This window comes from Mycobacterium sp. MS1601, assembly GCF_001984215.1.
Classification (GTDB): domain Bacteria; phylum Actinomycetota; class Actinomycetes; order Mycobacteriales; family Mycobacteriaceae; genus Mycobacterium.
This window is the reverse complement of sequence record NZ_CP019420.1, coordinates 4278875-4305137: the sequence shown is the minus strand read 5'-3', so window position 1 is coordinate 4305137 and position 26263 is coordinate 4278875. Positions and strand designations below refer to the sequence as shown.

Annotated in this window: 25 protein-coding genes and 1 pseudogene; 8 read left to right on the top strand and 18 right to left on the bottom strand. The window is 65.5% G+C overall.

The features are described 5' to 3' along the window. Nucleotides 1–8: 8 nt before the first annotated feature. Genes BVC93_RS20885 through glnT form a run of 5 tightly spaced genes read right to left on the bottom strand, consistent with a single transcriptional unit; the run spans nt 9 to nt 5436 of the window. A complete protein-coding gene (locus tag BVC93_RS20885; protein ID WP_083739140.1) occupies nt 9–1196 on the bottom strand; it encodes an NAD(P)/FAD-dependent oxidoreductase in 1188 nt (395 codons plus the stop codon). Continuing rightward, a complete protein-coding gene (locus BVC93_RS20880; RefSeq protein ID WP_083739139.1) occupies nt 1189–2514 on the bottom strand; it encodes an FMN-binding glutamate synthase family protein in 1326 nt (441 codons plus the stop codon). The genes BVC93_RS20885 and BVC93_RS20880 overlap by 8 nt, the downstream gene beginning before the upstream one ends. 18 nt (nt 2515–2532) lie before the next feature. Next, on the bottom strand, nt 2533–3210 hold the full coding sequence (locus tag BVC93_RS20875; RefSeq protein WP_083739138.1) for a protein glxC: 678 nt from the start codon (nt 3208–3210) through the stop codon (nt 2533–2535). After that, on the bottom strand, nt 3198–4097 hold the full coding sequence (locus BVC93_RS20870; protein ID WP_083739137.1) for a glutamine amidotransferase: 900 nt from the start codon (nt 4095–4097) through the stop codon (nt 3198–3200). Before BVC93_RS20870 ends, BVC93_RS20875 begins: the two co-directional genes overlap by 13 nt. A gap of 16 nt (nt 4098–4113) precedes the next feature. Further along, nucleotides 4114–5436, bottom strand: a complete 1323-nt coding sequence (gene glnT / locus BVC93_RS20865) for a type III glutamate--ammonia ligase (RefSeq protein ID WP_083739136.1) — start codon at nt 5434–5436, stop codon at nt 4114–4116. A gap of 402 nt (nt 5437–5838) precedes the next feature. Between glnT and BVC93_RS20860 the strand changes: the two genes are divergently transcribed. Together BVC93_RS20860 and BVC93_RS20855 are read left to right on the top strand one after the other, a co-directional pair. Beyond that, nucleotides 5839–7176, top strand: coding sequence for an ammonium transporter (locus BVC93_RS20860; protein ID WP_083739135.1), 1338 nt, complete (start codon nt 5839–5841; stop codon nt 7174–7176). After that, the gene (locus tag BVC93_RS20855) at nt 7177–7395 is read left to right on the top strand and encodes a hypothetical protein (RefSeq protein WP_083739134.1); all 219 of its coding nucleotides are present in this window, start codon (nt 7177–7179) and stop codon (nt 7393–7395) included. It begins immediately after the preceding gene. 74 nt (nt 7396–7469) lie between these two features. Here BVC93_RS20855 and BVC93_RS20850 read toward each other — a convergent pair whose 3' ends face one another. The 3 genes from BVC93_RS20850 to BVC93_RS20840 are packed head-to-tail and all read right to left on the bottom strand — an operon-like array spanning nt 7470 to nt 9947. Next, nucleotides 7470–8453: a heme-dependent oxidative N-demethylase family protein gene (locus BVC93_RS20850; protein ID WP_083739133.1), complete on the bottom strand. Its 984-nt coding sequence runs from the start codon at nt 8451–8453 to the stop codon at nt 7470–7472. 22 nt (nt 8454–8475) lie between these two features. Beyond that, nucleotides 8476–9411 carry a PDR/VanB family oxidoreductase gene (locus BVC93_RS20845; protein ID WP_083739132.1) on the bottom strand — a complete coding sequence of 312 codons (936 nt, stop codon included), beginning with the start codon at nt 9409–9411 and terminating at the stop codon, nt 8476–8478. Further along, nucleotides 9408–9947: a dimethylamine monooxygenase subunit DmmA family protein gene (locus BVC93_RS20840; protein ID WP_083739131.1), complete on the bottom strand. Its 540-nt coding sequence runs from the start codon at nt 9945–9947 to the stop codon at nt 9408–9410. The genes BVC93_RS20845 and BVC93_RS20840 overlap by 4 nt, the downstream gene beginning before the upstream one ends. A gap of 109 nt (nt 9948–10056) precedes the next feature. On the opposite strand from BVC93_RS20840, the gene BVC93_RS20835 reads away from it, so the two are divergent. Next, a complete protein-coding gene (locus BVC93_RS20835) occupies nt 10057–11232 on the top strand; it encodes an FAD-dependent oxidoreductase (RefSeq protein ID WP_083739130.1) in 1176 nt (391 codons plus the stop codon). Between the two features lie 77 nt (nt 11233–11309). On the opposite strand, the pseudogene BVC93_RS20830 reads toward BVC93_RS20835, so the two are convergent. From BVC93_RS20830 to BVC93_RS20805, 6 genes and pseudogenes are all read right to left on the bottom strand, one after another. Next, a pseudogene (locus tag BVC93_RS20830) lies at nt 11310–11543 on the bottom strand (transglycosylase family protein); the annotation flags it as partial. Nucleotides 11544–12384: 841 nt separating this feature from the next. After that, the gene (locus BVC93_RS20825) at nt 12385–12627 is read right to left on the bottom strand and encodes a hypothetical protein (protein ID WP_083739128.1); all 243 of its coding nucleotides are present in this window, start codon (nt 12625–12627) and stop codon (nt 12385–12387) included. A 32-nt stretch (nt 12628–12659) separates the two neighbouring features. Further along, nucleotides 12660–13238, bottom strand: coding sequence for a molybdenum cofactor guanylyltransferase (gene mobA, locus BVC93_RS20820; protein ID WP_083739127.1), 579 nt, complete (start codon nt 13236–13238; stop codon nt 12660–12662). Between the two features lie 9 nt (nt 13239–13247). Next, nucleotides 13248–14339, bottom strand: coding sequence for a 2-oxoacid:ferredoxin oxidoreductase subunit beta (locus BVC93_RS20815; protein ID WP_083739126.1), 1092 nt, complete (start codon nt 14337–14339; stop codon nt 13248–13250). Continuing rightward, nucleotides 14336–16291, bottom strand: a complete 1956-nt coding sequence (locus tag BVC93_RS20810) for a 2-oxoacid:acceptor oxidoreductase subunit alpha (RefSeq protein WP_442928966.1) — start codon at nt 16289–16291, stop codon at nt 14336–14338. Before BVC93_RS20810 ends, BVC93_RS20815 begins: the two co-directional genes overlap by 4 nt. Before the next feature lie 320 nt (nt 16292–16611). Beyond that, nucleotides 16612–17613, bottom strand: a complete 1002-nt coding sequence (locus BVC93_RS20805) for a LacI family DNA-binding transcriptional regulator (RefSeq protein ID WP_083739124.1) — start codon at nt 17611–17613, stop codon at nt 16612–16614. Nucleotides 17614–17687: 74 nt separating this feature from the next. Here BVC93_RS20805 and BVC93_RS20800 point away from each other — a divergent pair, with 74 nt between their 5' ends. The 5 genes from BVC93_RS20800 to BVC93_RS20780 all read left to right on the top strand — a co-directional run bounded on the left by BVC93_RS20800 (nt 17688) and on the right by BVC93_RS20780 (nt 22528). Next, nucleotides 17688–18836: a phytanoyl-CoA dioxygenase family protein gene (locus tag BVC93_RS20800; protein WP_083739123.1), complete on the top strand. Its 1149-nt coding sequence runs from the start codon at nt 17688–17690 to the stop codon at nt 18834–18836. Next, nucleotides 18833–19837, top strand: coding sequence for a Gfo/Idh/MocA family protein (locus BVC93_RS20795; RefSeq protein ID WP_083739122.1), 1005 nt, complete (start codon nt 18833–18835; stop codon nt 19835–19837). The genes BVC93_RS20800 and BVC93_RS20795 overlap by 4 nt, the downstream gene beginning before the upstream one ends. Next, nucleotides 19834–20691 carry a sugar phosphate isomerase/epimerase family protein gene (locus BVC93_RS20790; protein ID WP_083739121.1) on the top strand — a complete coding sequence of 286 codons (858 nt, stop codon included), beginning with the start codon at nt 19834–19836 and terminating at the stop codon, nt 20689–20691. The genes BVC93_RS20795 and BVC93_RS20790 overlap by 4 nt, the downstream gene beginning before the upstream one ends. After that, on the top strand, nt 20688–21650 hold the full coding sequence (locus tag BVC93_RS20785) for a Gfo/Idh/MocA family protein (RefSeq protein WP_083739120.1): 963 nt from the start codon (nt 20688–20690) through the stop codon (nt 21648–21650). Before BVC93_RS20790 ends, BVC93_RS20785 begins: the two co-directional genes overlap by 4 nt. Before the next feature lie 101 nt (nt 21651–21751). After that, a complete protein-coding gene (locus BVC93_RS20780) occupies nt 21752–22528 on the top strand; it encodes a TIM barrel protein (RefSeq protein ID WP_083739119.1) in 777 nt (258 codons plus the stop codon). A gap of 54 nt (nt 22529–22582) precedes the next feature. On the opposite strand, the gene BVC93_RS20775 is transcribed toward BVC93_RS20780, so the two are convergent. From BVC93_RS20775 to BVC93_RS20760, 4 genes are all read right to left on the bottom strand, one after another. Then, the gene (locus tag BVC93_RS20775; protein WP_083739118.1) at nt 22583–23110 is read right to left on the bottom strand and encodes an SRPBCC family protein; all 528 of its coding nucleotides are present in this window, start codon (nt 23108–23110) and stop codon (nt 22583–22585) included. 197 nt (nt 23111–23307) lie between these two features. Continuing rightward, on the bottom strand, nt 23308–24126 hold the full coding sequence (locus BVC93_RS20770; RefSeq protein WP_083739117.1) for an ATP-binding cassette domain-containing protein: 819 nt from the start codon (nt 24124–24126) through the stop codon (nt 23308–23310). A 12-nt stretch (nt 24127–24138) separates the two neighbouring features. After that, nucleotides 24139–25197 (bottom strand): ABC transporter permease, encoded by a 1059-nt coding sequence (locus tag BVC93_RS20765; protein ID WP_083739116.1) that lies wholly within the window; start codon nt 25195–25197, stop codon nt 24139–24141. A 31-nt stretch (nt 25198–25228) separates the two neighbouring features. After that, nucleotides 25229–26233 (bottom strand): substrate-binding domain-containing protein, encoded by a 1005-nt coding sequence (locus BVC93_RS20760; protein ID WP_083739115.1) that lies wholly within the window; start codon nt 26231–26233, stop codon nt 25229–25231. Nucleotides 26234–26263: the final 30 nt, after the last annotated feature.

Genomic DNA, 26263 nt, shown 5'->3' with positions numbered 1-26263 from the left:
TGAGCCGACTAACGCAGCTGCCCCGCACCGGAGTACGGATGCGGGCTGGTCAGCTTCTTCCCCTCGGCGAAGCGCGACAACCGGAAGTCCGACTCGGGAATCCGCGGGTCGCTGCTGCGCCCGTCGACCACCAGATCGGCGACCAGGCGTCCCACCGCCGGAGCGATCTTGAACCCGTGCCCGCTGAACCCGACCGCCAACACCAGGCCGTCGATGTCCGTGCGCGACATCACCGGGTTGAAATCGGGGGTGACGTCGTAGCAGCCGGCGTAGGTGGACGCGACGGCCCCGTCGGCCAGACCCGGGAACCGGTGGCTCAGCTTCTCCACCGTGGTCTCGAGGAAATCGCTGTCGGCGCGATTGCTGTAGGCGTCCGGGTCGGCGGTCTCGATGGTCTCCATATCGCTGTTGCCGAAGAGGATCTCGCCGCCGACGTCGGGGCGCACGTACTGCAGCGACACCAGATCGGAGAACACCGGGAGCAGAGCCGTGTCACCGACATCGGCGGGCGGTTTGAGCATGACGATCTGCTCGCGCACCACGGTGATCGACAGGTCGATACCCAGCGCGGACAGGAACGACGGCGACCACGCTCCGGTGGCCAGCACCACGGTGGCACAGGAGATGAATTCCCCGTCGCGCAACCGCACACCCGTAACCCGGTCACCGTCGGTCACGATCTCGGCCACCGTGGTGCTCTGCCGGATCTTCACTCCGGCAGCCCGCGCGGTGACGGCCATGGCCTGTGCAGTCATGTAGGCGTCACCGTAGCCGCCGCGCGGCTCGTAGGCGAACCCGGCAAAGTCGTCGAGATACGCTGTGGGCCAGAGCTTTGCGACCTCGGTGTGGTCGATGCGCTCGGTCTGCACCCCGACAGCCTGCTGAGCGGCCAGGTTGGCATCCAGGGCTTCGACGTCGCCCTCGCCGACGCCCACCACATAGCCGGTGCCGTGGAATCCGATGGGTTGGCCGAAGAGGTCCTCGGCCGCCTCGAACACCTCCAGCCCGTACTGGCTCATGGCGGCCAGCGAGCTGACCCCGTAATGGCAACGCACGATACCGCTGGACTTGCCGGTCATCCCGGAGCCGACGGTGGAGCGCTCCAGTACCAGCACGTCGGTGACGCCGCGCTGCGCGAGTGCCCATGCTGTGGCGGCTCCTTCGAGCCCACCTCCCACAATGACGACTTCAGGCATGGCCGGGAATCCAATCGGTACCGGCCAGCGGAATGCGGGCCATGGCGGCGGCTTCGATGGTCAAAGCCACCATGTCCTCCGGTTCGAGATGCTGGACATGGGATTTGCCACATGCACGGGCGATGGTCTGCGCCTCCATGGTGATCACGCGCAGGTAGTTGGCCAACCGTCGGCCAGCCGCCACCGGATCCAGCCGCGACGACAGCTCCGGATCCTGGGTGGTGATACCGGCCGGGTCGCGGCCGTCTTGGAAGTCGTCGTAGAAGCCGGCAGCGCTGCCGATCTTGGCGTACTCGTCTTCGTAGCGAGGATCGTTGTCCCCCAAGGCGATCAGAGCTGCGGTACCGATCGCCACCGCGTCGGCGCCCAGTGCCAGCGCCTTGGCCACGTCCGCGCCGCTGCGAATACCACCGGAGACGATCAACTGGACCTCGCGGTGAACGCCCAACTCCTGCAAGGCTTGCACCGCCTGCGGGACAGCGGCCAGCGTGGGAATGCCGACGTGTTCGATGAAGACGTCCTGGGTGGCGGCGGTGCCGCCCTGCATACCGTCGACGACGACGACGTCGGCGCCGGCGTGGACCGCAAGCTTGACGTCGTAGTACGTCCGGGACGCCCCGATCTTGACGTAGATCGGCTTCTCCCAGTCGGTCAGCTCACGCAACTCGTTGATCTTGATGGTCAGGTCGTCCGGCCCGGTCCAATCCGGATGCCGGCATGCGCTGCGCTGGTCGATGCCCTGAGGAAGGTCTCGCATCTTGGCCACACGCTCGGTGATCTTCTGACCCAACAGCATTCCGCCGCCACCGGGCTTGGCGCCCTGGCCCAGCACCACCTCGATGGCGTCGGCCTTGCGCAGGTCGTCGGGGTTCATGCCGTAGCGGCTGGGCAGATACTGGTACACCAAATTCTTGCTCTGGCCCCGCTCCTCGGGCGTCATACCGCCGTCACCGGTGGTGGTGGAGGTACCCGCCTCACTGGCGCCGCGTCCCAGCGCCTCCTTGGCGTTGGCCGACAGCGACCCGAAGCTCATCCCGGCGATGGTCACCGGGATACTCAGGTGTAGAGGGTGTTTGGCGTGCCTGCTGCCCAGCACCACGTCGGTGTCGCAGCGCTCACGGTAACCCTCCAGGGGATAGCGAGACATGCTGGCGCCCAAGAACACCAGGTCGTCGAAGTGCGGCAGCCGTCGCTTGGCGCCCCAACCCCTGATGTCGTAGATACCGGTGGCGGCGGCGCGCTGGATGTCGGCGATGGTGGCGCGGTCGAAGGTGGCGGACTCACGCAGGCCGCGCTGAACGCGGGCGTCGTCATTCATATCGGGATCCTCGGAAGCTCAGTACGTGTTGTCGGAGTGGAAGTGATACAGCGAACGCGCCGACCCGTACCGGGTGTAGGTGCTGGTGTCGTCGTCGAAGCCGGCCTCTTTGAGCAGTGTGGCCAACTCGGAGTGGTGTTCGTCGTCCATGGCCTTGGCCACACAGTCGGCACCGAGGGAGGCGACCTCACCCCGGACGTAGATGCGGGCTTCGTAAATCGAATCACCCAGTGCATCACCGACATCACCGCGGACCACCAGGGTGCCACTTTGCGCCATGAACGCGCTCATGTGCCCGGCGTTGCCGCCGACGACGATGTTGACACCCTTCATGGAGATGCCGCAGCGCGCTGCGGCATCCCCTTCGATCACCAACAGGCCGCCGTGGGCGGTGGCACCCGCCGACTGGGAGGCGTTGCCCTTGACCAGCACGGTGCCACTCATCATGTTCTCCGCGACGCCCACTCCGGCGTTGCCCTCGATGGTCACCTCGGCGTGCTTGTTCATCCCTGCCGCGTAGTAGCCCACGTGACCGGCAATCCGCACCCGGATATCAGCGTCGATCCCCACCGCCAGGTTGTGGGCCCCGGCCGGATTCAAAATCGTGAACGCGCCGTCGGCATCGGGAGAATGCAAGGCGGCGTTGACCTCTCGTACGCTGCTCTGCTGCAGATCGAAGGACGTCATCGACTCCATGCGTACACCACCTCGGGTTCGGGTTCGAACAAGTGCGCCTTCTCGATACCGGGCAGTCCGACCAGCGCGCGGTATTCGGAGGCCATGGCCACCCAGTCGTCGGTTTCGGCGACCACGGCCGGTTTGCAGGCGATGGCGTCGCGCACCACCGCAAAGGAGTCGGAGTTGGACACCAGAAGCGTGTAGAAGCCGTCGAATTCGGCGCACAATCGCTTCAGCGCCAGCTCGACGTCGGCACCCGACGCCAGCTGGTGTGCCACGAACCGGGCACCCACCTCGGTGTCGTTCTCGCTGTCGAAGGCCACCCCGTCGGCACGCAGTTCCCGCCGGATGGTGGCGTGGTTGGCAAAGGATCCGTTGTGCACCAGGCACTGGTCGGGTCCGACCGCGTAAGGGTGGCAGCCCGCGGCGTTGACGGCGGACTCGGTGGCCATCCTGGTGTGCCCGACACCCTGCCAGCCCTGCGCCTGCGCCAGGCCGTAGCGCTGCGCAAGCTCGCGGGGGTGACCGACCCCCTTGAGGACGGCGACGTCTTGACCGAACCCGGCAACCAGCGCCGTGGGCACGGCGGCCTTGGCGGCGGCCAACAGCGCGTCGGTGTCCACCGGTGCATGCACCACCAGGGTGTCCCCCAGCGGCAGCACCGTCACGTCCGCGCCCAGCGCCTCACTCAGCACCGCGCTCAACGAATCTGCCTGCGCAGCGTCTACTTCCAGCAGCGACACCGTGCTGTGCCCGGCCGGCGACCAGGTGGGGTCGCCGTACACCGCGACACCGGCGGAGTCCGAGCCGCGCTCGCCCATCTCGCACAGCATCCCGGTGAGCAACTCCCCCAGCCTGGGATAGAGCTCGGGGTTGCGCAGGTGCAACCCGACAATTCCGCACATTCGATTGACTCCTTACTCAGAACGCCTGCAGGTAACGATCGATCTCCCACGGCGTCACCTCGCGGTGCCACGTGAAGAACTCTTCGCGCTTGAGGTTGGCGAAGTACGCGGCCACGCCCTCGCCCGCGCCGTCCAGCGCACCCGAAATCACGTCGTCGGCCTCCAGCGCCTCGACCGCGTGCAGCAGGGTCAGCGGAAGTGGTTGCAGCCGTTGCTCGGTGGAGGCGCCGGGCTCGCCGGGATCGACGTTGCGCTTGATGCCATCCAGACCGGCGCCCAGGGCGGCGGCGATGGCCAGGTAGGGGTTGGCAGAGCCGTCCGGGCCGCGCAGTTCGATGCGCTGGTCGTCGGGGATCCGCACGTAGTGGGTGCGGTCATTGCCGCCGTAGGTCGGGGTGCGCGGCGCCCAGCTGGCCCCGGACGTGGTGGAGACAGCGCCGGTGCGCTTGAAGGCGTTCACCGTGGGCGCGACGACGGCCTGCAGCGCGCAGCTGTGCTCGAGGATGCCACCGAGGAAGTTGTAAGCCAGCGACGAGAGGCCAAGTCCGCGTGGATCGTCGGCGTCCGGGAACACCGGTGAGTCGTCCTTGCCGCGCAGCGACAGGTGCAGGTGCATGCCGCTGCCGGTACGGTCGCTGAACGGCTTGCCCATGAAGGTGGCGATCATGCCGCGCTGTTCGGCGAGCATGGTCAACAGATAGCGCAGCGTGATCACCCGGTCGGCGGTGGTCAGAGCGTCGGAATAGGTGAAGTTCTGCTCGAACTGACCATTGCCGTCTTCATGGTCGTTGGCGTAGTTGCCCCAGCCCAGTGTGTTCATGGCGGTGGAGATGCCAGACAGGTGGTCGAACATGCGGGTGACGCCGCGGGCGTCGTAACAAGGTTGGTCGGCACTGTCGCCGGGGTCGGCGGTGCACAGGTTGCCGTCGGCGTCGCGGCGCAGCAGGAAGTACTCCACCTCGGCACCGACATAGGCCTTCAGATCGCTGTCCGCGGCCCGCGCCAGCATCGACTTGAGGATCACCCGCGGGGCGAACGGCCACGGCTTGCCTTCGACGTGCGGATCACAGTGCACGATGGCCAGCCCCTCTTTGATGAAGGGGATGGGTGTGAAGGACGCCGCGTCGGGCATGGCCATCAGGTCGGGGTCCTTGGGCTCCTGGCCGATAGCACCCACGGCATATCCGGCGAAACCCACGCCCTCTTCGACCAGCATGTCGACGGCCTCGACGGGAACCAGCTTGGCGCAGGGCTTGCCGCGAAGGTCGACGAACAACGCCAGGATGAACTTGGTGTTCGTGTCCTTCGCCGCCTGCGCCAGATCCGTGGGAGCTGCCATCTCGGAAGCCTCTTCCTGTGATTAGTAACGTGCGGAACGTTTCCTCATAGTGGTCAATGTACACCAAAGGTAAACACGCAATTGTTTCACCGGCATGACACGGCCATGAGATTCAGATCTCACGGCGTGGCCCCGGGAAGAGTTCTTTGCACCCCGAGCAGATATTTCCGCCAATCTGGGCGGTCTCAGATCGTCGAAGCCTCGTGGGCGGGATCACCTTTGCGCCGACCATGATCCAGAAAATCCGAGGTCGCGCTCGTCTCACAGGAGGACTTCACAGCAAATTAACGCGTGGTGACCGGTGGGACACACATCCACAGCTAGCGTCAAGCCTCGTATCCCGGCAGTACCCCCCGAACACTGTGGAGAAACCACAGAGTTTCCGACCCGTGGAGGTTTCCCTTGACACCTGAAGTCGAGGACGCATTAACGACCATGGCTGCGGTCAACAATGAGTTCTTCTACTGGATGTCCATCGCGGTGATGATGCTCATCCACGCCGGCTTCCTCGCCTACGAAATGGGCGCATCGCGTTCCAAGAACGTGCTGGCGACGGCCATGAAGAACCTGTTGGCCCTGGCCACCATCATTGCGTCTTTCTTTTTCGTCGGCTGGTTCCTCTACAACGCCATGCCCAGTGGCTTCATCGAGATGACCGATGCGGCCAAGGCAGCCTTGCCGTGGAGTGACAACATGGGCCCGAACACGGCCGACTCCGCCAGCGGCATCTTCTGGGGTGCGTTCGCACTGTTCGCCGCGACCACCGGCTCGATCATGTCCGGTGCGGTGCTCGAGCGAATCCGTACCAGTGCCTTCCTGATCCTGACCGTGCTCGTCGGCTCCGTCGTCTGGATCATCGGCGCGGCCTGGGGCTGGCACGGTGCCGGCTGGATGCTGACCCAGCTCGGATTCCACGACGTCGGCGCCGCCGGCTGTGTGCACATGATCGCCGGCTTCGCCACCCTCGGCATCCTCATCAACCTCGGCCCGCGTATCGGCCGGTTCGCCCCGGACGGCACCGCCATCACCATCCGGCCGCACAACCTGCCGCTGACCATGGTGGGCCTGATGCTCATCTTCGCCGGCTTCTTCGGCTTCCTGATGGGCTGCGTCATCTACAGCGGCGCGGGTTACGCCACCATCTACGGCAGCCCAACCACGTTGTCCGCCTTCGCCTTCAACGCCCTGATGGGTCTGGCCGGCGGCATCATCGGCACGTACATCACCTCCCGCGGTGAGCCGTTCTGGACCATCTCCGGCGGCCTGGCCGGAATCATCGGTATCGCCTCGGGCATGGACCTCTACCATCCGGCGCTGGCATTCGTCATCGCCCTGGTTGCCGGCGCACTGATCCCGTTCATCGGCAGGTTGATCGAGAAGTTCAAGATCGACGACGTGGTGGGTGCGGTCACCGTCCACGGCGGCGTCGGCCTGTACTCGGTGCTGGTCGCCGGCATCTTCCTGGCCGGTTACCCGAACACCGACGGCAACCCGTCGATCTCGTTCTGGGGCCAGGCAGTGGGCGCACTGGTCTTCGCCGCACTGGGCTTCTTCCCGACCTACTTGCTGTCGTTGCTGCTCAAGAAGGTCGGGCTGCTGCGCATTCCGCCGGAGGTCGAAGTGCAGGGCCTGGATCTGACCGAGATCCCCGCCACGCCGTACCCCGAGGGTATCCCGATGACGGCGATGAAACCCTCCAGCGGCACCGCGGTGCTCGGAGCCGGCGAGGGGGTGAAATAAATGTTCAGTCCCATCGACAGCTATGACGAACTGGGCCCGGTCTTCACGTTCGGCGGAAACTCGGTCGGCGTCTGGATCTCGGTGATCCTCGCAGTGGTGCTGTTCGTCGGGTTCTTCGTCCGGATGATCCAGCACGAGAACCACGCGTACAAAGCAATGATCGAGCACAAGCCAGTCGAGGCCGGCCCCGCCGCCGAAGGCGAACCGCCCGTCTACTGATCCATCTGCAGCCCAACAGATTCGGGGCCGGCCACCGCCAGGTGGTCGGCCCCGCTTCTTGTGCCGAGCCCGGTTCAGTTCGGCGCGTGCGACCGCAACCAGGCCACAGCTCGGTCGCGGTAGGAGATGATTCCCTTGTAATCGGCCATGTCGTCCGGCAATTCGGCCAGCACCATCTCGGCGCGCGCCCGCCACGGCTCGAAGGTGATCAGATCCGCCAGCGGCAGCATGTAGGTGCGGATCAGAAAACAGATCGCGCCGGACTCCGGCAGCCGGATCAGGTGCTGCACCTCGACCCGCAGATGCACCAGCCTGCCGAAGGTCTCGTCGTCCACGGTGCCCACCATCGGCCGGTCCGGCCCCCATTCGTGGTACAGCTCGGTGGACACGTCCAGGCGCCGGCCGACGGTCATCGACCAGTTGGTGCGACGGTAGGTCTCATTCGGTTGCAGCCGCATCAGGAACTCGCGAGCGCGGGTGATCACTCCGGTCTGCCGCAAACGCGGCACCGGGCCGTGGATCTCGAGGAAGGTCATCCCGACGTCGAATCCGAATGACCAGTCGGCGGCGAAGGTGACCACGCCCGCATCACCGAACAGATCGCCGTCGCGCTGGTCGAGCAGCACGATGTCCTCCTGCACCTGGGCGGCGATGAAGGCCAACGGTTCGGAGGGCAGTGTCGACTCGTCACCGACCACAAAATCCGCTGTCAGACCCAGCTTTTCATTACGCCAGTGCCACAGCTCGCCGTCGCGGGTCAACGAAATGAACTCGGGGTAGGCGGTGGCCATCTCGGTCATCAGGCTCAGCATCACGTCCCAGCACGCCGTGCGCATGTGCGGCAGCACGGCGTAGCGGGTGGGATCCTCATCGAGGATGCGTTTGCGTTCGGCCAGTTCGTATTCGTACTCACTGTCGATGTCGATGACCCGCTCACCCCACTGCCCTGCCGGGGTGACCACCGCTGTGCCCGCCGGCTCGACATTGGTGCTGTACCGGTAGGTCTCGGCGGGAAACGGAAAAGGAAAGGTGCGCACCAGATCCGGTGCGGAGATCAAAGGGGGCATGCTCGGCTTCCTTTCACAGAGATAGTTCCACACGGTCGCCGGCGGCCCGCGAGACGCAGCTCATCATCGAGTCGCAGGCCTGCTTGTCGGCATCGCTGAGGTAGAGGTCGCGATGCAGGATGTCCCCCCCGGTCACCGCGACCCGACATTCACCGCACACGCCCTGGCGGCACAGGTTGGGAATGTCGTGGCCGCGCGCCTCCAGCGCCTCCAGCAGGGACACCCCGGATTCGACCACGAAGATCTCACCGCTGCCGCGCAGCGTCACCTCGAACGGCTCACCTGGATCGAGTGCGTCGATTCCGAAGCGTTCCATGTGACTTCGGCTGGCCGGCCAACCAAGCTCGGCCGCCGTGGCCATCACATAGTCCATGAACGACGCGGGCCCGCAGACATAGAGGTGCGCCCCGAACGGTTGGGTGGCCAGCGCCGGGGTCAGATCAGCCAGGAACGCGGCTCGGTCGGTGTAGATGCGGGCTTCGTCGGTGAGTGCCTTGACCTCATCGAGGTAGGCACCCTTGCCTTCTCTGTGCAGGTACAGCAGCTGCACCTCTCTGCCCCAGCGGTGTGCGCTGCGCAGGTGCGACACCATAGGGGTGATACCGATGCCGGCCGCCACCAACAGGTGCCGGCGGGCGCGCAGCACCGGAGCGAAGGCGCTGCGCGGCGGGCGGGTGACGACGCTGTCCCCGACCGCCAGTTCGTGGTGGATCCAGCGCGATCCGCCGGCTCCGTCCGGGCATTCCAGCACCGATACCGTGTACTCGCGCGGCGCGACGCTGTCGGAGGTGAGTGAATAGGCATTGGCCTTGTCACCACACTCGATGACGAGATGGCTGCCGGGGGTGAAAGACGGTAGCGCAGCCCCGTCGGCGCGGGCCAGGGTCAGGGTACGGACGCCGGGAACCCCGTCGTCAATGGCACGCACCACCAACTCGAGTGTCGTCACGACGCAACCTCCTCGGCGTCCACCATGAATCCGAGGTGTGCACCCTTGAGTCGTGAAACATGGTAGTAGACAAGGAGATTGCGGCCACAGCCGATACAGGGCACCACTCCCTCGATGCCGACTTCGGTGCTGGTGCGGGCACCGCAGTGCACGCAGGCCACGTCACGAACGGCGACCGTGGTGCTGGCCACCAGGATCTCGTCGTCGGCAACCCCGCAACGCAGCGCGTGCGCCCGCAGTCGCAGGCACACGGCGGCAGGGCCGGCGATCATCAGTCGCCAGCCCACCAACGCGTCGGCCAGAGCCGCCGATACCGACTCGGCGGCAAGGACGTCCGCGTCGGGCTCGAAGAGGTGAACCGACACGTGCGCGCCCGGGCGCCTGCCGTCTATCTGCGAGGTCCATCGCTCGACGATCGAGCGGGCGTCGGCGCCGAATCCCACGATGGTCCAGAACCGCCCGGTCAGGTCGGCCTCGGGCTCGCGGGCAGCGGCCGCCCAGGCAGGCACGCTGGTCAAGTCCAGTTCGGGTTTCATCGCACCTTCCGTCGAACGTGTACCAGTGGTAGACATTGTTCCCTGACAGGAAATCATCGCTGCGTTTCGTCGATGTGAATCCGACGTCTCCACCGGTTACCGTTCACCCGTGAGCGAAGCCTTCGTGATCGTGGGCGCCGGAATCGCCGGATTGGCCACTGCCGCCGCACTTCAGCGCGACGGACATCAGGTCCTGGTGCTGGAGGCGCGTTCTGACACCTCACCGGGCGCCGGGATCAGCATCTGGCCCAACGCGCTGGCCGCCCTCGACGAGATCGGACTCGGTGACGCCGTGCGGTCGGCCGGGGGCCGGGTCACCGCGGGGGCCATGCGATGGTACGACGGTTCATGGCTGCGACGGCCCTCACCGCAGCGTCTTGTCAAGGCGCTCGGCGAGCCGTTGGTGGTGGTTGAGCGCGCGGTCCTGCGCGACATCCTCGCGGGCGCACTCGCCCCCGGCACTGTGCGCTATGGCGTGGCCGTCACTGCGCTGGTGGCAACAGCCGACGGTGTGCGCCTGACGCTGGACGACAACAGTGTGGTGATCGGCGAATCCGTGATCGGCGCGGACGGCACCCACTCAGTGGTCGCGCGGCATCTCAACGGCACGCTCACGAACCGTTATGCGGGGTACACCGCCTGGCGCGGGGTGGCGCGCTACGCCCTCGATCCCGACCTGGCCGGCGAGACGCTGGCCGCGGGGGCCGAGGTGGGCCATGTGCCGCTCGGAGAGGAACTCACCTACTGGTTCGCCACCGAACGCGCGCGAGAGGGAGGGCACCGGCCGGACGGGGAATTGAAGTACTTGAAGGAGAAGTTCGCGCACTGGGCACAACCGGTGCCCGAGATCCTGGACGCGACGGCGCCCGCACAGGTGTTACGCAATGACCTCTACGACCGCACACCTGCGCGGCAGTGGGCGCGCGGTCGGGTGGTGATCCTGGGTGACGCCGCGCACCCGATGCGGCCCCATTTGGGTCAGGGTGGATGCCAGGCGCTCGAGGACGCAGCCGTGTTGGCCCATCTGCTGCGGCGCCCTCCGGGTTCGGCGAGCGGCGCTTTTCGGCGAGCAAGAGACCCGGCGGCGGCGTTCGCGGACTTCGCCGCCGCTCGCAAGGCCAGAACCACTCCCCTGGTGAGAGAGTCGGCCGCGATCGGAACAATTCTGAACCTCCGCGGCCTCGGCGCGGCATTCACACGCGCCTCCGCACTGGTGCCGGAAGCGGTGTTGATCAACCACCTGGCGTCGGTGGCCGCCAGGACCGCGTTTCAGCTGCCCGACTGAAAAACGCTGATGGTGCCGGGCGGTTCGCCCGACACCATCAGCTCGTCAGATCGACTGACCGGGTAGTGCTCGGCTCGCTAGCCGCGGCCGCCGCACACCGGCCATGCGCCGATGCCCTGGCTGCGCAGCACGTTTTCCGCGACGCGGATCTGCTCTTCACGGCTGGCATGGTGCGGCGAGCCGCTTCCGCCGTTGGACTGCCAGGTACCCATGGTGAACTGCAGGCCACCGAAGTAGCCGTTTCCGGTGTTGATCGCCCAGTTGCCGCCAGACTCGCAGGCTGCAACGGCATCCCAGTTCACGCTGTCCGCATTCGCGGTACCGGCACTGAGCGCCATCGGGGCGACCACCAGGGCTCCCCCGATCGCAGCCATCGTGAGTTTCTTGCGGAGGTTCTGCAACATCGTTCCTTTCGCCACGCGCGCGCCATCGCCACACCCACTCAGGAAGTGGGCGTGCTGGGTTCTCTGGGGGGAGGACCGCGGCAGGTCGGGTCACGTCGTCTCGGTCAGACATGACAGGGGAGGCAGCATCTGCCCGCCGAAACTCGGCGGCGGCCGAGCCCGTCCAGGGCCCCGCCACTCCCACTCACACGCAGGTTTCGTGGTTCTTGTGAAGTTGTTTGCTCCCTTTCGGGACAAATGGACCGTACGTGCCGAATCTGGACGAGTCACATCGCCGATCTGGATATCTCGTTTTGATAACAGTCAGATCACGACGAAACCTGAGAGGAATCTATGCAGGTCACTGCAGCAATCGAGCGACGTACCCGACCAGGATGAATACATTCCAGAGGTGACGCAACTCACCACATTTTTGTGAGCTGGACCACTCCGCGACGGCTCGCGACAGCCTCTCGGGTGGGGACTATCCAGAATCTGTTAACCATGTGACACAAGTGTTTTGGATTTGGTCCGAGTTGGAACCATTTCTGCCCAACACTTTTGCTACACGCAATCCACTGTCCTCAGCTCAGCAGTTCCGGCCGAGAAGTCCAAAGTTGCTTATCCACAGTGATTTTCACCGACCATCGTGAAGCAATCCCGCCACCGATGCGCGGCGCAAATCCCATCACCAACTGGCCACGGCAGAGCCATGATTGACACTCATTGCTCGGACTCTGTGACGAAAACCTCTCCATCACAGTACTTTTCACCGATATTCGACGTGGATGGCGCTGATGCTCCAAGGCCGGGGCATCCTCGGAAGTAGGCGCCAGACGATGCCGACACCCACCACCTCGACCGGCATCACCAGCATCGGCTTCCAGCAAACCCGGTGCCGCCCCACCGCAGCAGCCTTGGTTCGCAGCAGATCCGCGTTCCCACACCGGATCTCACCGCCGGTCGACCCCGACGCCCACGAAGCAGACGACGGCGGGCGAAACGGATTCACGCTGACTGCCACCGATGCGCCGGCGGCAGAAGTTAGCTGGCGGGTTGTGCGCCCAGATCTGCGGGGGTGTTGACATTGGCCAACGCAGGCGTTTCGGGCATCACGATGCGCTGGGTGTTGACAGTGTCGACCAGTGCTCGCATGCTGCGCTCCCCCGCCGCGATCAACTGGTCCACCTTGTCCGCCAGCGCGGTGCTGTAGACGCCGGCCAGGTAATGGTCACGACCGTCCCACGGCAGGATCACGTCGGCCCCGGTGTGCATCGCGAGCTCGTCGATCAACGCCGCCGTCATCTGCGGCATGTCCACCGCGCACACAAAAGCCCGGTCGGCACCGGCACCGGCGGCGGCACGCAACCCGCGGCCGGTGGCCAGCAGCGGCCCCACTCCACGAACCTCGTCGCGCAGAACTGTCGCCGCCAACTCGGGCAACGGTTGGCCTGGTGCGGCGATCACGAAGACCGGCGCACACCGCGAGGCGACCGCAGCCACCACGTACTCGACCATCGACTTGACCCCGTCCGGACCGTCGAAGGTAACGGTGGCTTTGTCGCGACCCATTCGACGCGACGCCCCGCCCGCCAGCACCACACCGGCGAGCTCTGAGGTCATGCGCTCAGGCTAGTCGACGGTCCAGGTGTCGCGGCCCCGAAGCAGTGACTGAAGTGCTGCCGTGTCGTGCGGGATGGTCTCCCTGGCGGTGGCCACCTGATGCCGGGCGGCGTCGTTGTAGGTGGGTCGGTTGACCTGCCGGAAGATTCCCATCACCGTGTGGTCGAGATTCTGATCGCTCAACCGCGACAGGGCGAACGAGTACGACGGGTCGTTCAGCGAGGGATCATGCACCACGATCTCGTCGGCGGACACGTCAGCGGTCTTGGCAACCTCGAGCCCGAAGCCGCTGCGCACCACGGCGTACTCGTCGCCGGTACCGAAGGTGATCGGTTCACCCGGCTTGACCCGGATGACACGCTCCTCGGCGCCTTCCTTGCGCAGCAGATCGAACGAGCCGTCGTTGAAGATCGGGCAGTCCTGCAGGATCTCCACCAGCGCGGCGCCACGGTGGGCGGCCGCCGCGCGCAGCACCTCGGTGAGACCGGCACGGTCGGAGTCCAGAGCGCGGCCGACAAACGTGGCCTCGGCACCCAGCGCCAGCGACACCGGGTTGAACGGGTGATCCAGCGAGCCCATGGGCGTCGACTTGGTGACCTTGCCGACCTCGGAGGTGGGCGAGTACTGGCCCTTGGTCAAACCGTAGATCCGGTTGTTGAACAGCAGAATGGTGATGTTCATGTTGCGGCGCAGCGCGTGGATCAGGTGGTTGCCGCCGATGGACAATGCGTCGCCGTCACCGGTGACCACCCAGACCGACAGGTCGTCACGGGCCAGCGAAAGCCCGGTGGCGATCGACGGCGCGCGCCCGTGGATGGAGTGCAGACCGTAGGTCTCGAGGTAGTACGGGAACCGGCTGGAGCAGCCGATACCACTGACGAACACCATGTTCTCGCGGCGCAGCCCGAGCTCCGGCAGGAAGTTGCGGATGGTGTTGAGGATGACGTAGTCACCGCAGCCGGGGCACCAGCGCACCTCCTGGTCGCTGGTGAAGTCCTTGCCCTTCATGGGCTGATCGGTGGTGGGCACGCCGTGGGTCTTCGAAAGTCCCGGCGTCAGTCCCAGATCGAGGCCGTTGATGCTTCCCATCAGGTCCGTCATGCGTTCACTCCTGCCCCGTCAAGATCAATGGTCACGGCGCCTAACCGAGCCAGCTTGGCCTTGTCGACTTCCTTTTCGGCCAGCGTTCCGTCGAATGCGGAATCGATGACGCCTTCGATCTCGTCGGCCAGGAATGCCATGCCCTGCACCTTGGTCACCGACTGCACGTCCACCAGGAACCGGCCACGCAGCAGCAGTGCCAGCTGTCCGAGGTTCATCTCCGGAGCCACCACCTTGGGGTAGCGCTTGAGCACCTCTTCGAGGTTCGACGGGAACGGGTTGAGGTACTGCAGGTGCGCGTGCGCCACCTTCAAGCCCTTGCGACGGGCGCGACGGCAGGCCTCGCCGATGGGACCGTAGGAGCTTCCCCAGCCCAGCAGCAGCAGTTCGGCGTCACCGGAGGGATCGTCGACCTGCAGGTCGGGTACCTCGATACCGGCGATCTTCTCCTGGCGCAGCCGAACCATCAGGTCGTGGTTGGCCGGGTCGTAGGAGATGTTGCCCGAGCCGTTGGCCGACTCCAGTCCACCGATGCGGTGCTCCATTCCCGGCGTACCCGGGATGGCGAACTGGCGGGCCAGGGTCTGCGGATTGCGTGCGTAGGGCTGGAAGGGCTGACCCGGTTCGACGAAGGCGTGCTCGATGGGCGGGTAGCTCGTGATGTCCGGAATACGCCACGGCTCACTGCCATTGGCGATGGCACCGTCGGACAGCACGATCACCGGAGTGTGGTACTTGATGGCGATCCGCACCGCCTCCACGGCGATGTCGAAGCAGTCCGAGGGTGAACGCGGAGCCAGCACCGCCACCGGCGATTCGCCGTTGCGACCGAACATGGCCTGCAGCAAGTCGGCCTGCTCGGTCTTGGTGGGCAGCCCGGTCGACGGGCCGCCGCGCTGCACGTCGATGACCACCAGCGGCAGCTCGGTCATCACGGCCAGGCCGATGGCTTCGGACTTCAGCGAGATGCCGGGGCCCGAGGTGGTGGTGACACCGAGCGCACCGCCATAGGAGGCACCGATGGCCGAGCCGATGCCGGCGATCTCGTCCTCGGCCTGGAAGGTCAGGACGTTGAAGTTCTTGTGCTTGGACAGCTCGTGCAGGATGTCCGAGGCCGGGGTGATGGGGTAGCTGCCCAACATCACCTGCAAGTCGGCCAGGTGTCCGGCCGCCACCAGGCCATAGGCCAGCGCGGTGTTACCCGAGATCTGGCGGTACTCGCCGGACTTGAGCTTGGCGGGCGACACCTCGTAGGTGGTGGCGAACGCCTCGGTGGTCTCGCCGTAGTTCCAGCCGGCCTTCAGTGCGAGCACGTTGGCGTCGGCGACGTCGGGCTTGCGGGCGAACTTCTCGCGGATGAAAGTCTCGGAGGTCTCGATGGGCCGTCCGTACATCCACGACAGCAGACCGAGCGCGAACATGTTCTTGGCGCGCTGGCCGTCTTTCTTGGAGGCGCCGATCTCCTCGACCGCACCGAGGGTCAACGAGGTCATGGCCACGGCCTGGACGTTGTAGTCGGCCAGCTCGTCGTTCTCCAGCGGGTTGGACTCGTAGCCGACCTTGGCCAGGTTGCGCTTGGTGAACTCGTCGGAGTTGGCGATCACCAGACCGCCGCGCGGAAGGTCGCCGATGTTGGCCTTGAGCGCCGCGGGGTTCATCGCCACCAGCACGTCGGGGCGGTCACCGGCGGTGAGGATGTCGTAGTCGGCAATCTGGATCTGGAACGACGAGACACCGGGCAGCGTGCCCTGTGGTGCCCGGATCTCGGCCGGGTAGTTGGGCTGGGTGGCCAGATCGTTACCGAAGAGCGCGGCCTCGGAGGTGAACCGGTCTCCGGTCAGCTGCATACCGTCGCCGGAGTCACCCGCGAACCGGATGACAACTTTCTCCAGTTTTTCCCGAGGATGCGACTTGGTTCCGTTGTCGGTCGGACCCACGTCCCCACCTTTCACCCGTGTATATGCACCACTTCGGATGTGGACGCACCCCGGCGCGGTTCGGTTGAACGCTCCGTTGGGCACAGCCCATCAGAAGTTGATGTCACTCGTAGTACCGATTATTGCACTTTCCTTAGGCAACGCCTGACGCCGGGGTGAGTCGACACGCCGCCGCGGTGCAGCCGTCAGCCCTGATCAGCGACCCATCGACGTCACAGGTGAGACAAATTTGTGGTTTTCGTCACTGTTGCCGGGGCTCAAAATATAAGAACCACAACGTACGCACCAGTAACTTGTTCCAGCACTGCGCTGAGCGAGTGCCCAGCGTTACACCATCACCCGGGGATGTTGTAGGGCGTGACCACTTGAATGGGAACCGGACGCACGGTTTCGGTGGGTAGCGCACCCCGCTCCTGCAGGATCGTCCGCAACGCCATGCGCGCATCGGCACGCAGGTCGTTATGCAGCACCACGGAGAGCCGGCCCTCCCGCAGCAGCCTGCGGTTGTCCGCGTCCAGGTCATGAGCGACGAAGACCCGGCATCTGCGGTTCAGCTTCTCGAACGCCGACACGGTGGCGGTGTTGCCGCCGCCCACCGAGTACACCGACTCGATGTCGGGGTTGCGCTCCAGGGCAGCCAGTACCAGCCCCTCGTTGGTGGCGTCGATCCCGTCACTGTCGGTGACGTCGACCACGGCCAGTCCGGACCCGCGCAGCCCGGACCGGAAGCCCACCTCACGTTCCCCCTCACCGCGGAACACATTGCGTGACAGGGTGATCAGGACAGACCCCAGGTCTGTGCCCAGCCACTGCCTGATCAGGTAGGCCGCGGTCAGACCGGCCGCGTGGTTGTCGATGCCGACGTAGCCGCACCGGCTACTGGCCGGAATGTCGGTTGTGTAGGTGACCACCGGCGTGCCCGCGGCGACCAAACGGTCGACCGCCTCAGCGACCTCGGGCTCGTCGGGTGCCTTGAGAATGACGCCGTGGCTGCCGCGCAGATTCTCGAGCATGTCGACGGTGGCCGAGGTGGTGCCGCTCTCCCACAGATGAAAGCGTGCCCGCAGCATGGCCGGTGCAAATGAGGGCAACTCGGCCTCGACGGCCTCCCGGAAGGCATCGGAGAAGCGCCTGGGGGTCTGCATCACCACATCGATCAGATAGCGGCGGCCGTTGAGCCGCAGTTGCGCGCGCTGCTTGTCCAAATCGGCGATCGCCTGCAGTACCTCGGCACGGGTGTTCTCGCGGACACCGGCGCGGTTGTTCAGGACACGATCCACCGTCGCCTCGCTGAGCCCGCACTGCTGCGCGATCTCCCTGACCTTGTAGCGGTGCATGGATCTCCTTGTGAGGGTTTTTTGATGGTTTTCTGGTGTTGATTGTGTCCCATCGCACAGCAAGACTTCTCGACATGTCCACATCCGTTCTGCCGGGCGCCTGGATCGAAGACGCCGATTGCAGCCTCGAGGAGTTCCGCGCCCAGGTACTGCGCAGCACCGACCTCGCCGACTATCCCCATGCGCACGACGTCCGCGGCGGTGTGCTCGTCTACTCCTCCGGTTCGTTCGAGGCTGCCGATCGTCGCGCCCTGCAGGCCGAACTGATCCGGGCACTCTCCGACGGCCCCGGCGTGGTCGTATTCGAGAACGCCTTCGACGACAACGTGGTGGACCGGGCCAGCGCCGCCTTCGACCAGCTGATCGCCGACCAGCGCGCGGAGGGTGCGGCGGCCGGTGACCACTTCGGCAAGCCCGGCGCCAACGACCGAGTGTGGAACGCCGCGCAGAAACTTGCGCTGCACGCTCCCGAGGTGTTCGCCGAGTACTACGCCAACGACGCGCTGGCGCTGATCTCCCAAGCCTGGCTGGGACCGCGCTACCAGGTGACCTCCCAGGTCAACGTCGTCAATCCGGGTGGCGCCGCCCAAGTGCCGCACCGTGACTATCACCTGGGCTTCGTCAACGCCGACCAGCTGGCCAGCTACCCCACCCATCTGCACCTGCTCTCCCCCGCCCTGACACTGCAGGGCGCGGTGGCCCACTGCGACATGCCGGTCGAGAGCGGCCCCACCATGCTGTTGCCGCACTCGCAGAAGTTCGCGGCCGGTTACATCGCCTTCTACCGTCCCGAGTTCATCGAGTTCTTCATCGAACATCAGGTGCAGATACCGCTGAGCAAGGGTGACGCGGTGTTCTTCAATCCAGCGCTGTATCACGGTGCGGGACACAACAAGTCGGCCGACATCAAGCGGATGGCCAACCTGCTGCAGATCTCGTCGCCGTTCGGCCGGGCCATGGAGTCGTTGGATCGCACCGCGATGGTGCGCGCGATCTACCCGACCCTCCTGCAGATGCACCACGCCGGTCGAGACGTGCTCAACGCCGTGGTGGCCACCGCCGAGGGCTACGCCTTCCCCACCAACCTCGACCGCGACCAGCCGATCGGCAGCCTGGCGCCGCCCAGTCAGGTCGACGTCGTCCTCGACGCACTTCGCGACCAGCTGACCCTCGAACAACTCGACACCGCATTGCGCAACCAGAACGAACGGAGAATTCCATGACCACCCTCGGACTCATCGGCCTCGGCCGCATCGGGGCCTTCCACACCGAGACACTGAGCGGCCTGCCGGAACTCGACGGTCTCGTCATCACCGACGAGCGCACCGAGCTGGTTCGCCAGGTGGCCGACAAATACGGCGCGACGCCGGTGGATTCGGTTGCGGCGCTGCTTGATTCAGGGATCGACGGCGTGGTGGTGGCTGCGGCCACCCCCGCGCACGCCGAGCTGACGCTGGCCGCCGTGGAGCGTGGACTGCCGACGTTCTGCGAGAAGCCGGTGGCCTCGACCGCCACCGAAAGCGCACGGGTGGCAGCGGCCATCGCCAAGTCCGGGGTGCCGGTGCAGATCGGCTACCAGCGCCGGTTCGACGCCGCGTTCGCCGCCGCCAAGGCGGTGGTGGACAGTGGCGCACTCGGCCATCTGCACACCGTCCGCAGCACCACCATGGACCCCGCTCCCCCGCCGCTGGACTACATCAAGGGATCCGGTGGCATCTTCCGCGACTGCGCAGTGCACGACTTCGACGCCCTGCGCTGGATCACCGGCCAGGAGGCCGTCGAGGTGTACGCCACCGGCAGCGTGCAAGGTGATCCACTGTTCACCGAGTACGGCGACGTGGACACCGCCGCGGTGATCGTCCGCTTCGACGGTGGTGCGCTCGGCGTGGTCTCCAACGCCCGCTACAACGGCCGCGGTTACGACTGCCGCCTCGAGGTGCACGGCTTCAACGACACCGTGGTCGCCGGTTGGGATCAGGGGGTGCCCGTGGGCAACACCGACCCGGCAGTGGACTTCCCCACCGGCACACCGCATCACTTCTTCATGGACCGTTTCACCGAGGCGTTCCGCACCGAGCTCAGCGGCTTCGTGCGCGTGGTCAACGGTGGCCCGATCCTGGGTGCGACGGTGGCCGACGCGGTGGAGGTGGCCTGGATCGCCGAAGCCGCCACCGAGTCGCTGCGTCGCGGCACCCCGGTACGCATCGAGGAGGTCCGCCAGTGAAGATCGCCGGAGCCCCCATTTCCTGGGGCGTGTGTGAAGTGCCCGGCTGGGGTTACCAATTGGACCGCGACCGGGTGATGGCCGAAATGCGCGAGGCCGGGTTGACTGCCACCGAACTGGGCCCGGACGGCTTCCTACCCTCGGACACCGCGGAACTCACGTCCTTTCTCGACGGCTACGGGCTGTCCTGTGTCGGCGGATTTGTCCCGGTACTGCTGCACGACGACAGCCATGACCCCGCCGACGATCTCGCGGGACCGCTGGAATCACTGGTCGCCGCCCACGCCGATGTCGTGGTGCTGGCCGCCGCCACCGGCGCCGAGGGCTACGACGCCCGTCCCGAGCTCGATGACACACAGTGGAAGACATTGCTGGACAACCTCGATCGGCTGGCCGGCATCGTCGCCGCGCGGGGCCTGAAGGCGGTACTGCATCCCCACGTCGGCACCATGGTCGAGACTCGGACAGACGTGGACCGGGTACTGGAGGGTTCGACGATCCCGCTGTGCCTGGACACCGGCCACCTGCTGATCGGCGGGACGGATCCGCTGGCTCTGACGCAGGAAGTACCCCACCGTATCGAGCACACCCATCTCAAGGATGTCGACGCCGCGCTGGCGCAAAAGGTCCAGGCCGGTGAACTGACCTACACCGAGGCTGTGGCGGCGGGCATGTACGTGCCTTTGGGCGCCGGCGATGTCGACATTGCCGGCATCGTCAAGACACTCGAGGACGGCGGCTACACGGGCTGGTACGTGATGGAGCAGGACAACATCCTCGCCGATACCCCTGACGGAGAGGGGCCGCTGGCCGACGTGGTAACCAGTGTCCGTTTCCTGCAGGGAATTTCATGACCCTTCGCATCGGGATACTGGGAGCCTCGCGGATCGCGGAGACGGCGATCGTCGGGCCGGCTGCCGAGCTGGGTCACCAGCTGGTGGCGGTGGCGGCGCGGGACCCGCGGCGGGCAGCGGTGTTCGCCGACAAGTACGGCGTGGAACGGGTGCTCGGCTCGTACCAGGACGTGATCGACGACGAGCAAGTCGACGTCATCTACAACCCGCTGGCCAACGCACTACACGCGCCGTGGAATCTGGCGGCGATCAAGGCGGGCAAGCCGGTGCTCACCGAGAAGCCGTTCGCCGACAACCGTGAGCAGGCCGCCGACGTGGCCGCGGCAGCGAAGGCCACGGGAGTGCCTGTGCTGGAAGGCTTTCACTACCTCTTCCATCCGGTGACCCGACGGGCACTGGAACTGGCCGGTGACGGGTCATTGGGTGCGGTGCGCCGCGTCGAGGTGTTGATGACCATGCCCGAGCCCGCGGCGCATGATCCGCGGTGGTCACTGGAACTGGCCGGCGGCGCATTGATGGACCTGGGCTGCTACGGCCTGCACATCATGCGCAGGTTCGGCGCCCCGCACGTGACCGCGGCCAGCGCGACGCAGCGCACCCCCGGGGTGGACGCCAATTGCGACGTCGAGTTGTCCTTCCCTGACGGAACGGTGGGCGTGTCCCGTTATGCCATGGACTCCGATGCCTACCGATTCACATTGCGCATCATCGGATCTCAGGGTGAGGTGTTGGTGCACAACTTCATCAAACCCCACGATGACGACAGGATCACCGTCACCACCGCCGAGGGGACCCGGGTGGAGCACTTGGGCACACGGGCGTCCTACACCTATCAGCTGGAGGCGTTCGCCGCCCACGTCGAACGCGGAGCTCCCCTGCCCATCGGTCTCGACGATGCCGTCGCCAACATGGCGCTGATCGACGAGGCCTACCGCGCCGCCGGCATGGAACCGCGCTAGTCTCCGGGAGACACAATGACACGTCGCTTCGACCTCATCGGTACCGGCTGGATCGGCCGGGTGCACGCCGAATCACCTGCCGCACAGACGGCGGTACCGGCATGAGCAGGTTCGACCTGGCAGTCTGCGCCGAGATGGTGTTCACCGACCTGCCGATCCTCGAGCGGGTGCGCCGTATCCACGACCTGGGCTTCGCCGTCGAGATCTGGAGTTTCCACGACAAGGATCTCGATGCCCTTGCCGCCACCGGGGCGCGGTTCTCTTCCATGACCGGGTACCTGCACGGTGACCTCTACGACGCCGACGGCGCCGACGAAGTGGTGCGGACGGCCCAGGCTGCGGTGAAAGCTGCTGCCATTCTGGGCGTTCCGCGGCTGGTGGTACACCCGGGCGAGCTGGTGGACGGGCAGGCGGCGCGACCGGTCCACCGGGTCACCGGTCAGATGTGGTTCGCCGCCCAGCGGGGCCTGGCAGCGCTGGGGGAACTGGGCGCCGATTCCGGAGTCACCTTCTGCCTGGAGAACCTGAACACGATCGTGGATCACCCGGGTGTGCCACTGGCGCGCGCCAAGGACACCCTGGCACTCGTCGAAGCGGCGGCACATCCGAACGTGAAGATGATGCTGGATCTCTACCACGCCCAGATCGGCGAGGGGAATCTGATCGAGCTGGTGCGCCGGGCAGGCGTGGCGATCGGTGAGATCCAGGTGGCCGATGTGCCGGGCCGGTGTGAGCCCGGCACCGGCGAGATCAACTACCGCGCGGTGGCCGCGGCGCTGCACGACGCCGGGTATCGCGGACCTGTCGGCATGGAGGCGTTCGCCGCCGGTGACACCGTGGTGGCTCTCGAGGCTTTCCGGGCGGCCTTCACCGTGTAAGCCTCTGAGACGACGAAGGCGGGCGCCTCGGCGCCCGCCTTTTTGGTGTCTGCGCTAGCTGGCGGCCCGCAGATTGGGGCTGACCCACCTGGCGTAGCAAACTGCTGGGCGGGCCGGCTCGTGGGCGAACTTCTCAGCGAGCTTGTGCAGGTTCTCGGTGATGGTCGACGCGTGTTGATCGGCGTCACCGGTGAGCTGATCGAACAGCGGAGTCACGGCGGTGCCGTACTCCATGGACTCGGTGACCTCGGTGGTGCCGGGAGCGATTTCGGTGAGCTCCCACCGCCAGACGCGGCCGTAGGCATCCTGCCATTCGATGGACTTGCCGTCTTCCAGAGCGGTGACGGTGGACGTGGCCTGGTACGGAACACCAGCTTGCTGCATGGCTACGGTGAAACTGTCCCCGATCGACAGGCGCTCGGGGCCAAGGACGGGGAGGTCACGCAGGAGCCCCGAACCATCAAATTCGCGATGCTGTTGGGGGTTCGCAATCAAGGCAAACACTTCAGCAGCGGGAGCTGCGACCTCCACCCGCCTTGCAACGGCAGTTGGGCCCGCGTCCACGTCGACGACAGTCACCATGTAACGGACAGTACCCGCAAACCAGCAACGATAACCATGAGGAGTATGCCAGGTAGGACATGAATTTCCTGAGAAAATAGCAAGCGCATCCCAAGAGCGGGACACATGCAACGGCGCCGGGAGTCGTGGCCCGCAAACTGCCCGCTGCCACTGCACTTCCGGCGCCGTCGATGAGCAGATGCTCTCCAGCGTCGAGGTTACCGCCGACCGAGTTCGTGCGTCAGAGCTTCCAATTCGTTGCCGCCGGCCATCTCCTGGGTGAGGTGTTCGAGCGTGATCTCGTCATAGGTGCAGTCCAACTTCTGCCTGCCGCGGTTCAGCAGGACGAAGTGGTCACCGACCATGTGCGCGTGGTGGGGATTGTGGGTGATGAAGATGACGCCGAATCCCTGTTCCTTGGCAGCGGTGATGTAGCGAAGCACCATGCCGGACTGTTTGACGCCGAGCGCGGCCGTCGGTTCGTCGAGGATCAGCACCCGCGCTCCGAAGAAGATGGCCCGCGCGATCGCCACACACTGACGCTGGCCTCCCGAGAGGGAGCCGATGGGTGCGTCCACGTCGGGCAGGTCGATACCCATCTTGTGCAGTTCGGAGATGGTGGTGGCGCGCATGGCATTGATGTCCAGGGACCGCAGGAAGCCCTTCTTTCTCAACTCCTGCCCCAGAAAGAAGTTGCGCCACACCGGCATCAGAGAAACCACGGCGAGATCCTGGTACACCGTGGCGATGCCCTTGTTCAAGGCATCCTTGGGTGAATCGAACGTGGTGGCCTCACCGTCGACCAGCAATTCACCCTCGGTGGGTTTGTGCAGGCCGGCGATGATCTTGATCAGCGTTGACTTTCCGGCGCCGTTGTCGCCCAGCACGCCGGTCACCTGCCCGGCACCCACCCGAAGGTTGATGTCCTTGAGCGCGATGATGTTCCCGTAGCTCTTGCCGACGCTCTTCAGCTCCACCAGGGGCATCGCCCCACCCGGGGAGGACGGATTGATCGCCGTTTCAGCAGCAGTACTCATTGTTGCTTTCTCCTACCGCTTGGCCGCGTAGTTGCGGAAGGCATTGTTGGCGATCACCGCGAACAGCAGCATGCCGCCGAGGAAGAACTTGAACCAGTCCGGATTCCAGCCCGCGTAGACGATGCCCTGGTTGGTCATGCCGAAGATGAACGCGCCGATCAAGGTGCCGATCGCGGTGCCGTAACCACCGGTGAGCAGGCAGCCACCGATCACGGCGGCGATGATGTAGAAGAACTCGTTGCCGACGCCCTGTCCCGACTGGACGGTGTTGAACGAGAACAGCAGATGCATGCCGACAAACCAGGCGCAGAAGCCGACCACCATGAACAGCCCGATCTTCACCTTCATCACCGGCACGCCCACGGCCCGTGCGCTGTCCTGATTGCCGCCGACGGCAAAGATCCAGTTGCCGATGCGGGTCTTGAACAGGACGTACGTGGCGACCAGGGCGAACAGGATCCACCACACCACGGTGATCCGGACGGATACCCCGAACAACGTGAAGGAGGACGCGAACACCGCGCGGCCCGAGTCGAATCCCGCCATGTCGGACACGCTCGGAGTAGCCACTTGTCCCGAAAGCAGCTTGGTGACAGCAAGATTGATGCCAGCCAGCATGAAGAACGTGCCGAGCGTGATGAGGAAGGAAGGAATCTTCGTACGCATCACCAGGTAGCCGTTGAAGAATCCAACAGCCAGCGCCAGGCCCAGCGACAGGGCCGCACCGATCCACAGGTTCAGGTGCAAGTTGTACGACAGCATCGACGCGGCAAGTGATGTCGTGGTGACGGCAACACCTGCTGACAGGTCGAACTCGCCGCCGATCATCAGCAGACCGACACCCACCGCCATGATCCCGATGGTGGAACTGGCATAGAGCACGGTCGCGAGCGCCTCCGGAGAACGGAACGGCGGTGCGACCACGAGAAAGAAGGCAAAGATCCCGACGGCCCCGACCAGTGCGCCCATCTCAGGTCGGATCAGAATGCGCTGCAACCGATTCTGTTCTTTGACCCGTTCGTCGTGGACGACCTTGTGGGTGCCGAGATCGAGGTCTGCTTGTGTGGTCATGGATCCACTCCGTTCTCCGGGGCGGCGCTCATCAGCGCGTGCCGGCCTTCGCATACTCGGCGACGGCCTCGATGTTGGATTTGTCGATGAAGGACGGTCCGGTCAGGGTGGCCTGGTTGCCGCCGATGACGTTGCCGTTGGTCAGGTAGAGCCACAGCGAGTCGACTGCGAGGTAGCCCTGCAGATAGGGCTGCTGGTCCACCGCCCACTGGATGTCACCCGCCGTGATGGCGTCCACCAGTGCGGCATTGGTGTCGAAGGTGCCCACCTTGGCCGAGCTGCCCGCGGTCTTGGCTGACTGCACGGCGGTCAACGCGAACGGCGCACCCAGAGCCACGATGTAATCGATGGACGGGTCCTGCTGCAGCTTGGCGGTGATGGTGGCTTCCACCGACGGCATGTCCTTGCCGTTGACGTTGAGCACCTCGGACGCCGGGAAGGTCTGCTTCAGGCCGGCGCAGCGCGCTTCCAGGTCCACGTGACCCTGCTCCTGGATGATGCAGATGGCGTTGGTGGCCCCTTCCGACGCCAGACGCTTGCCTGCCTCCTGGCCGGCGATGAAGCCGTCCTGGCCGAAGTACTCCTTGATGCCCATCGACTGCCAGTCCTCGAGGCCGGCGTTGAATGCAACCACCGGAATGCCCGCTGCGACAGCAGCATCCACGCCCGGTTTCATCGCGTCGGGCTTGGCCAGAGTGACGGCGATGCCGTTGACCTTGCTGTCGATGGCCGTCTGCACCAGATTGGCCTGGTTGGGGCCTTCGGGATCACTCGAATACCGCAACTCGATGTTGTCCTTCTGCGCCGCTGTCTCGGCACCCTTGCGGACGAGGTCCCAGAAGGAGTCGCCGGGCGCCTCGTGCGTGATCATCGCAACGGTGAAGCGGGGGGTGTCCACCGAGCCGCCACCGGCACCGTCGCCACCGGCCTCCTCGGACTTACCGCCGGTGCTCGAACACGCGGCCAACAGCGTCACAGTTGCTGCGACGCCGGCGATCTTGACCCAGCGACACTGCGGGCCTTCCTGCAACTTCATGGATTCTCCTCAGGGAATGACGCCCAACTC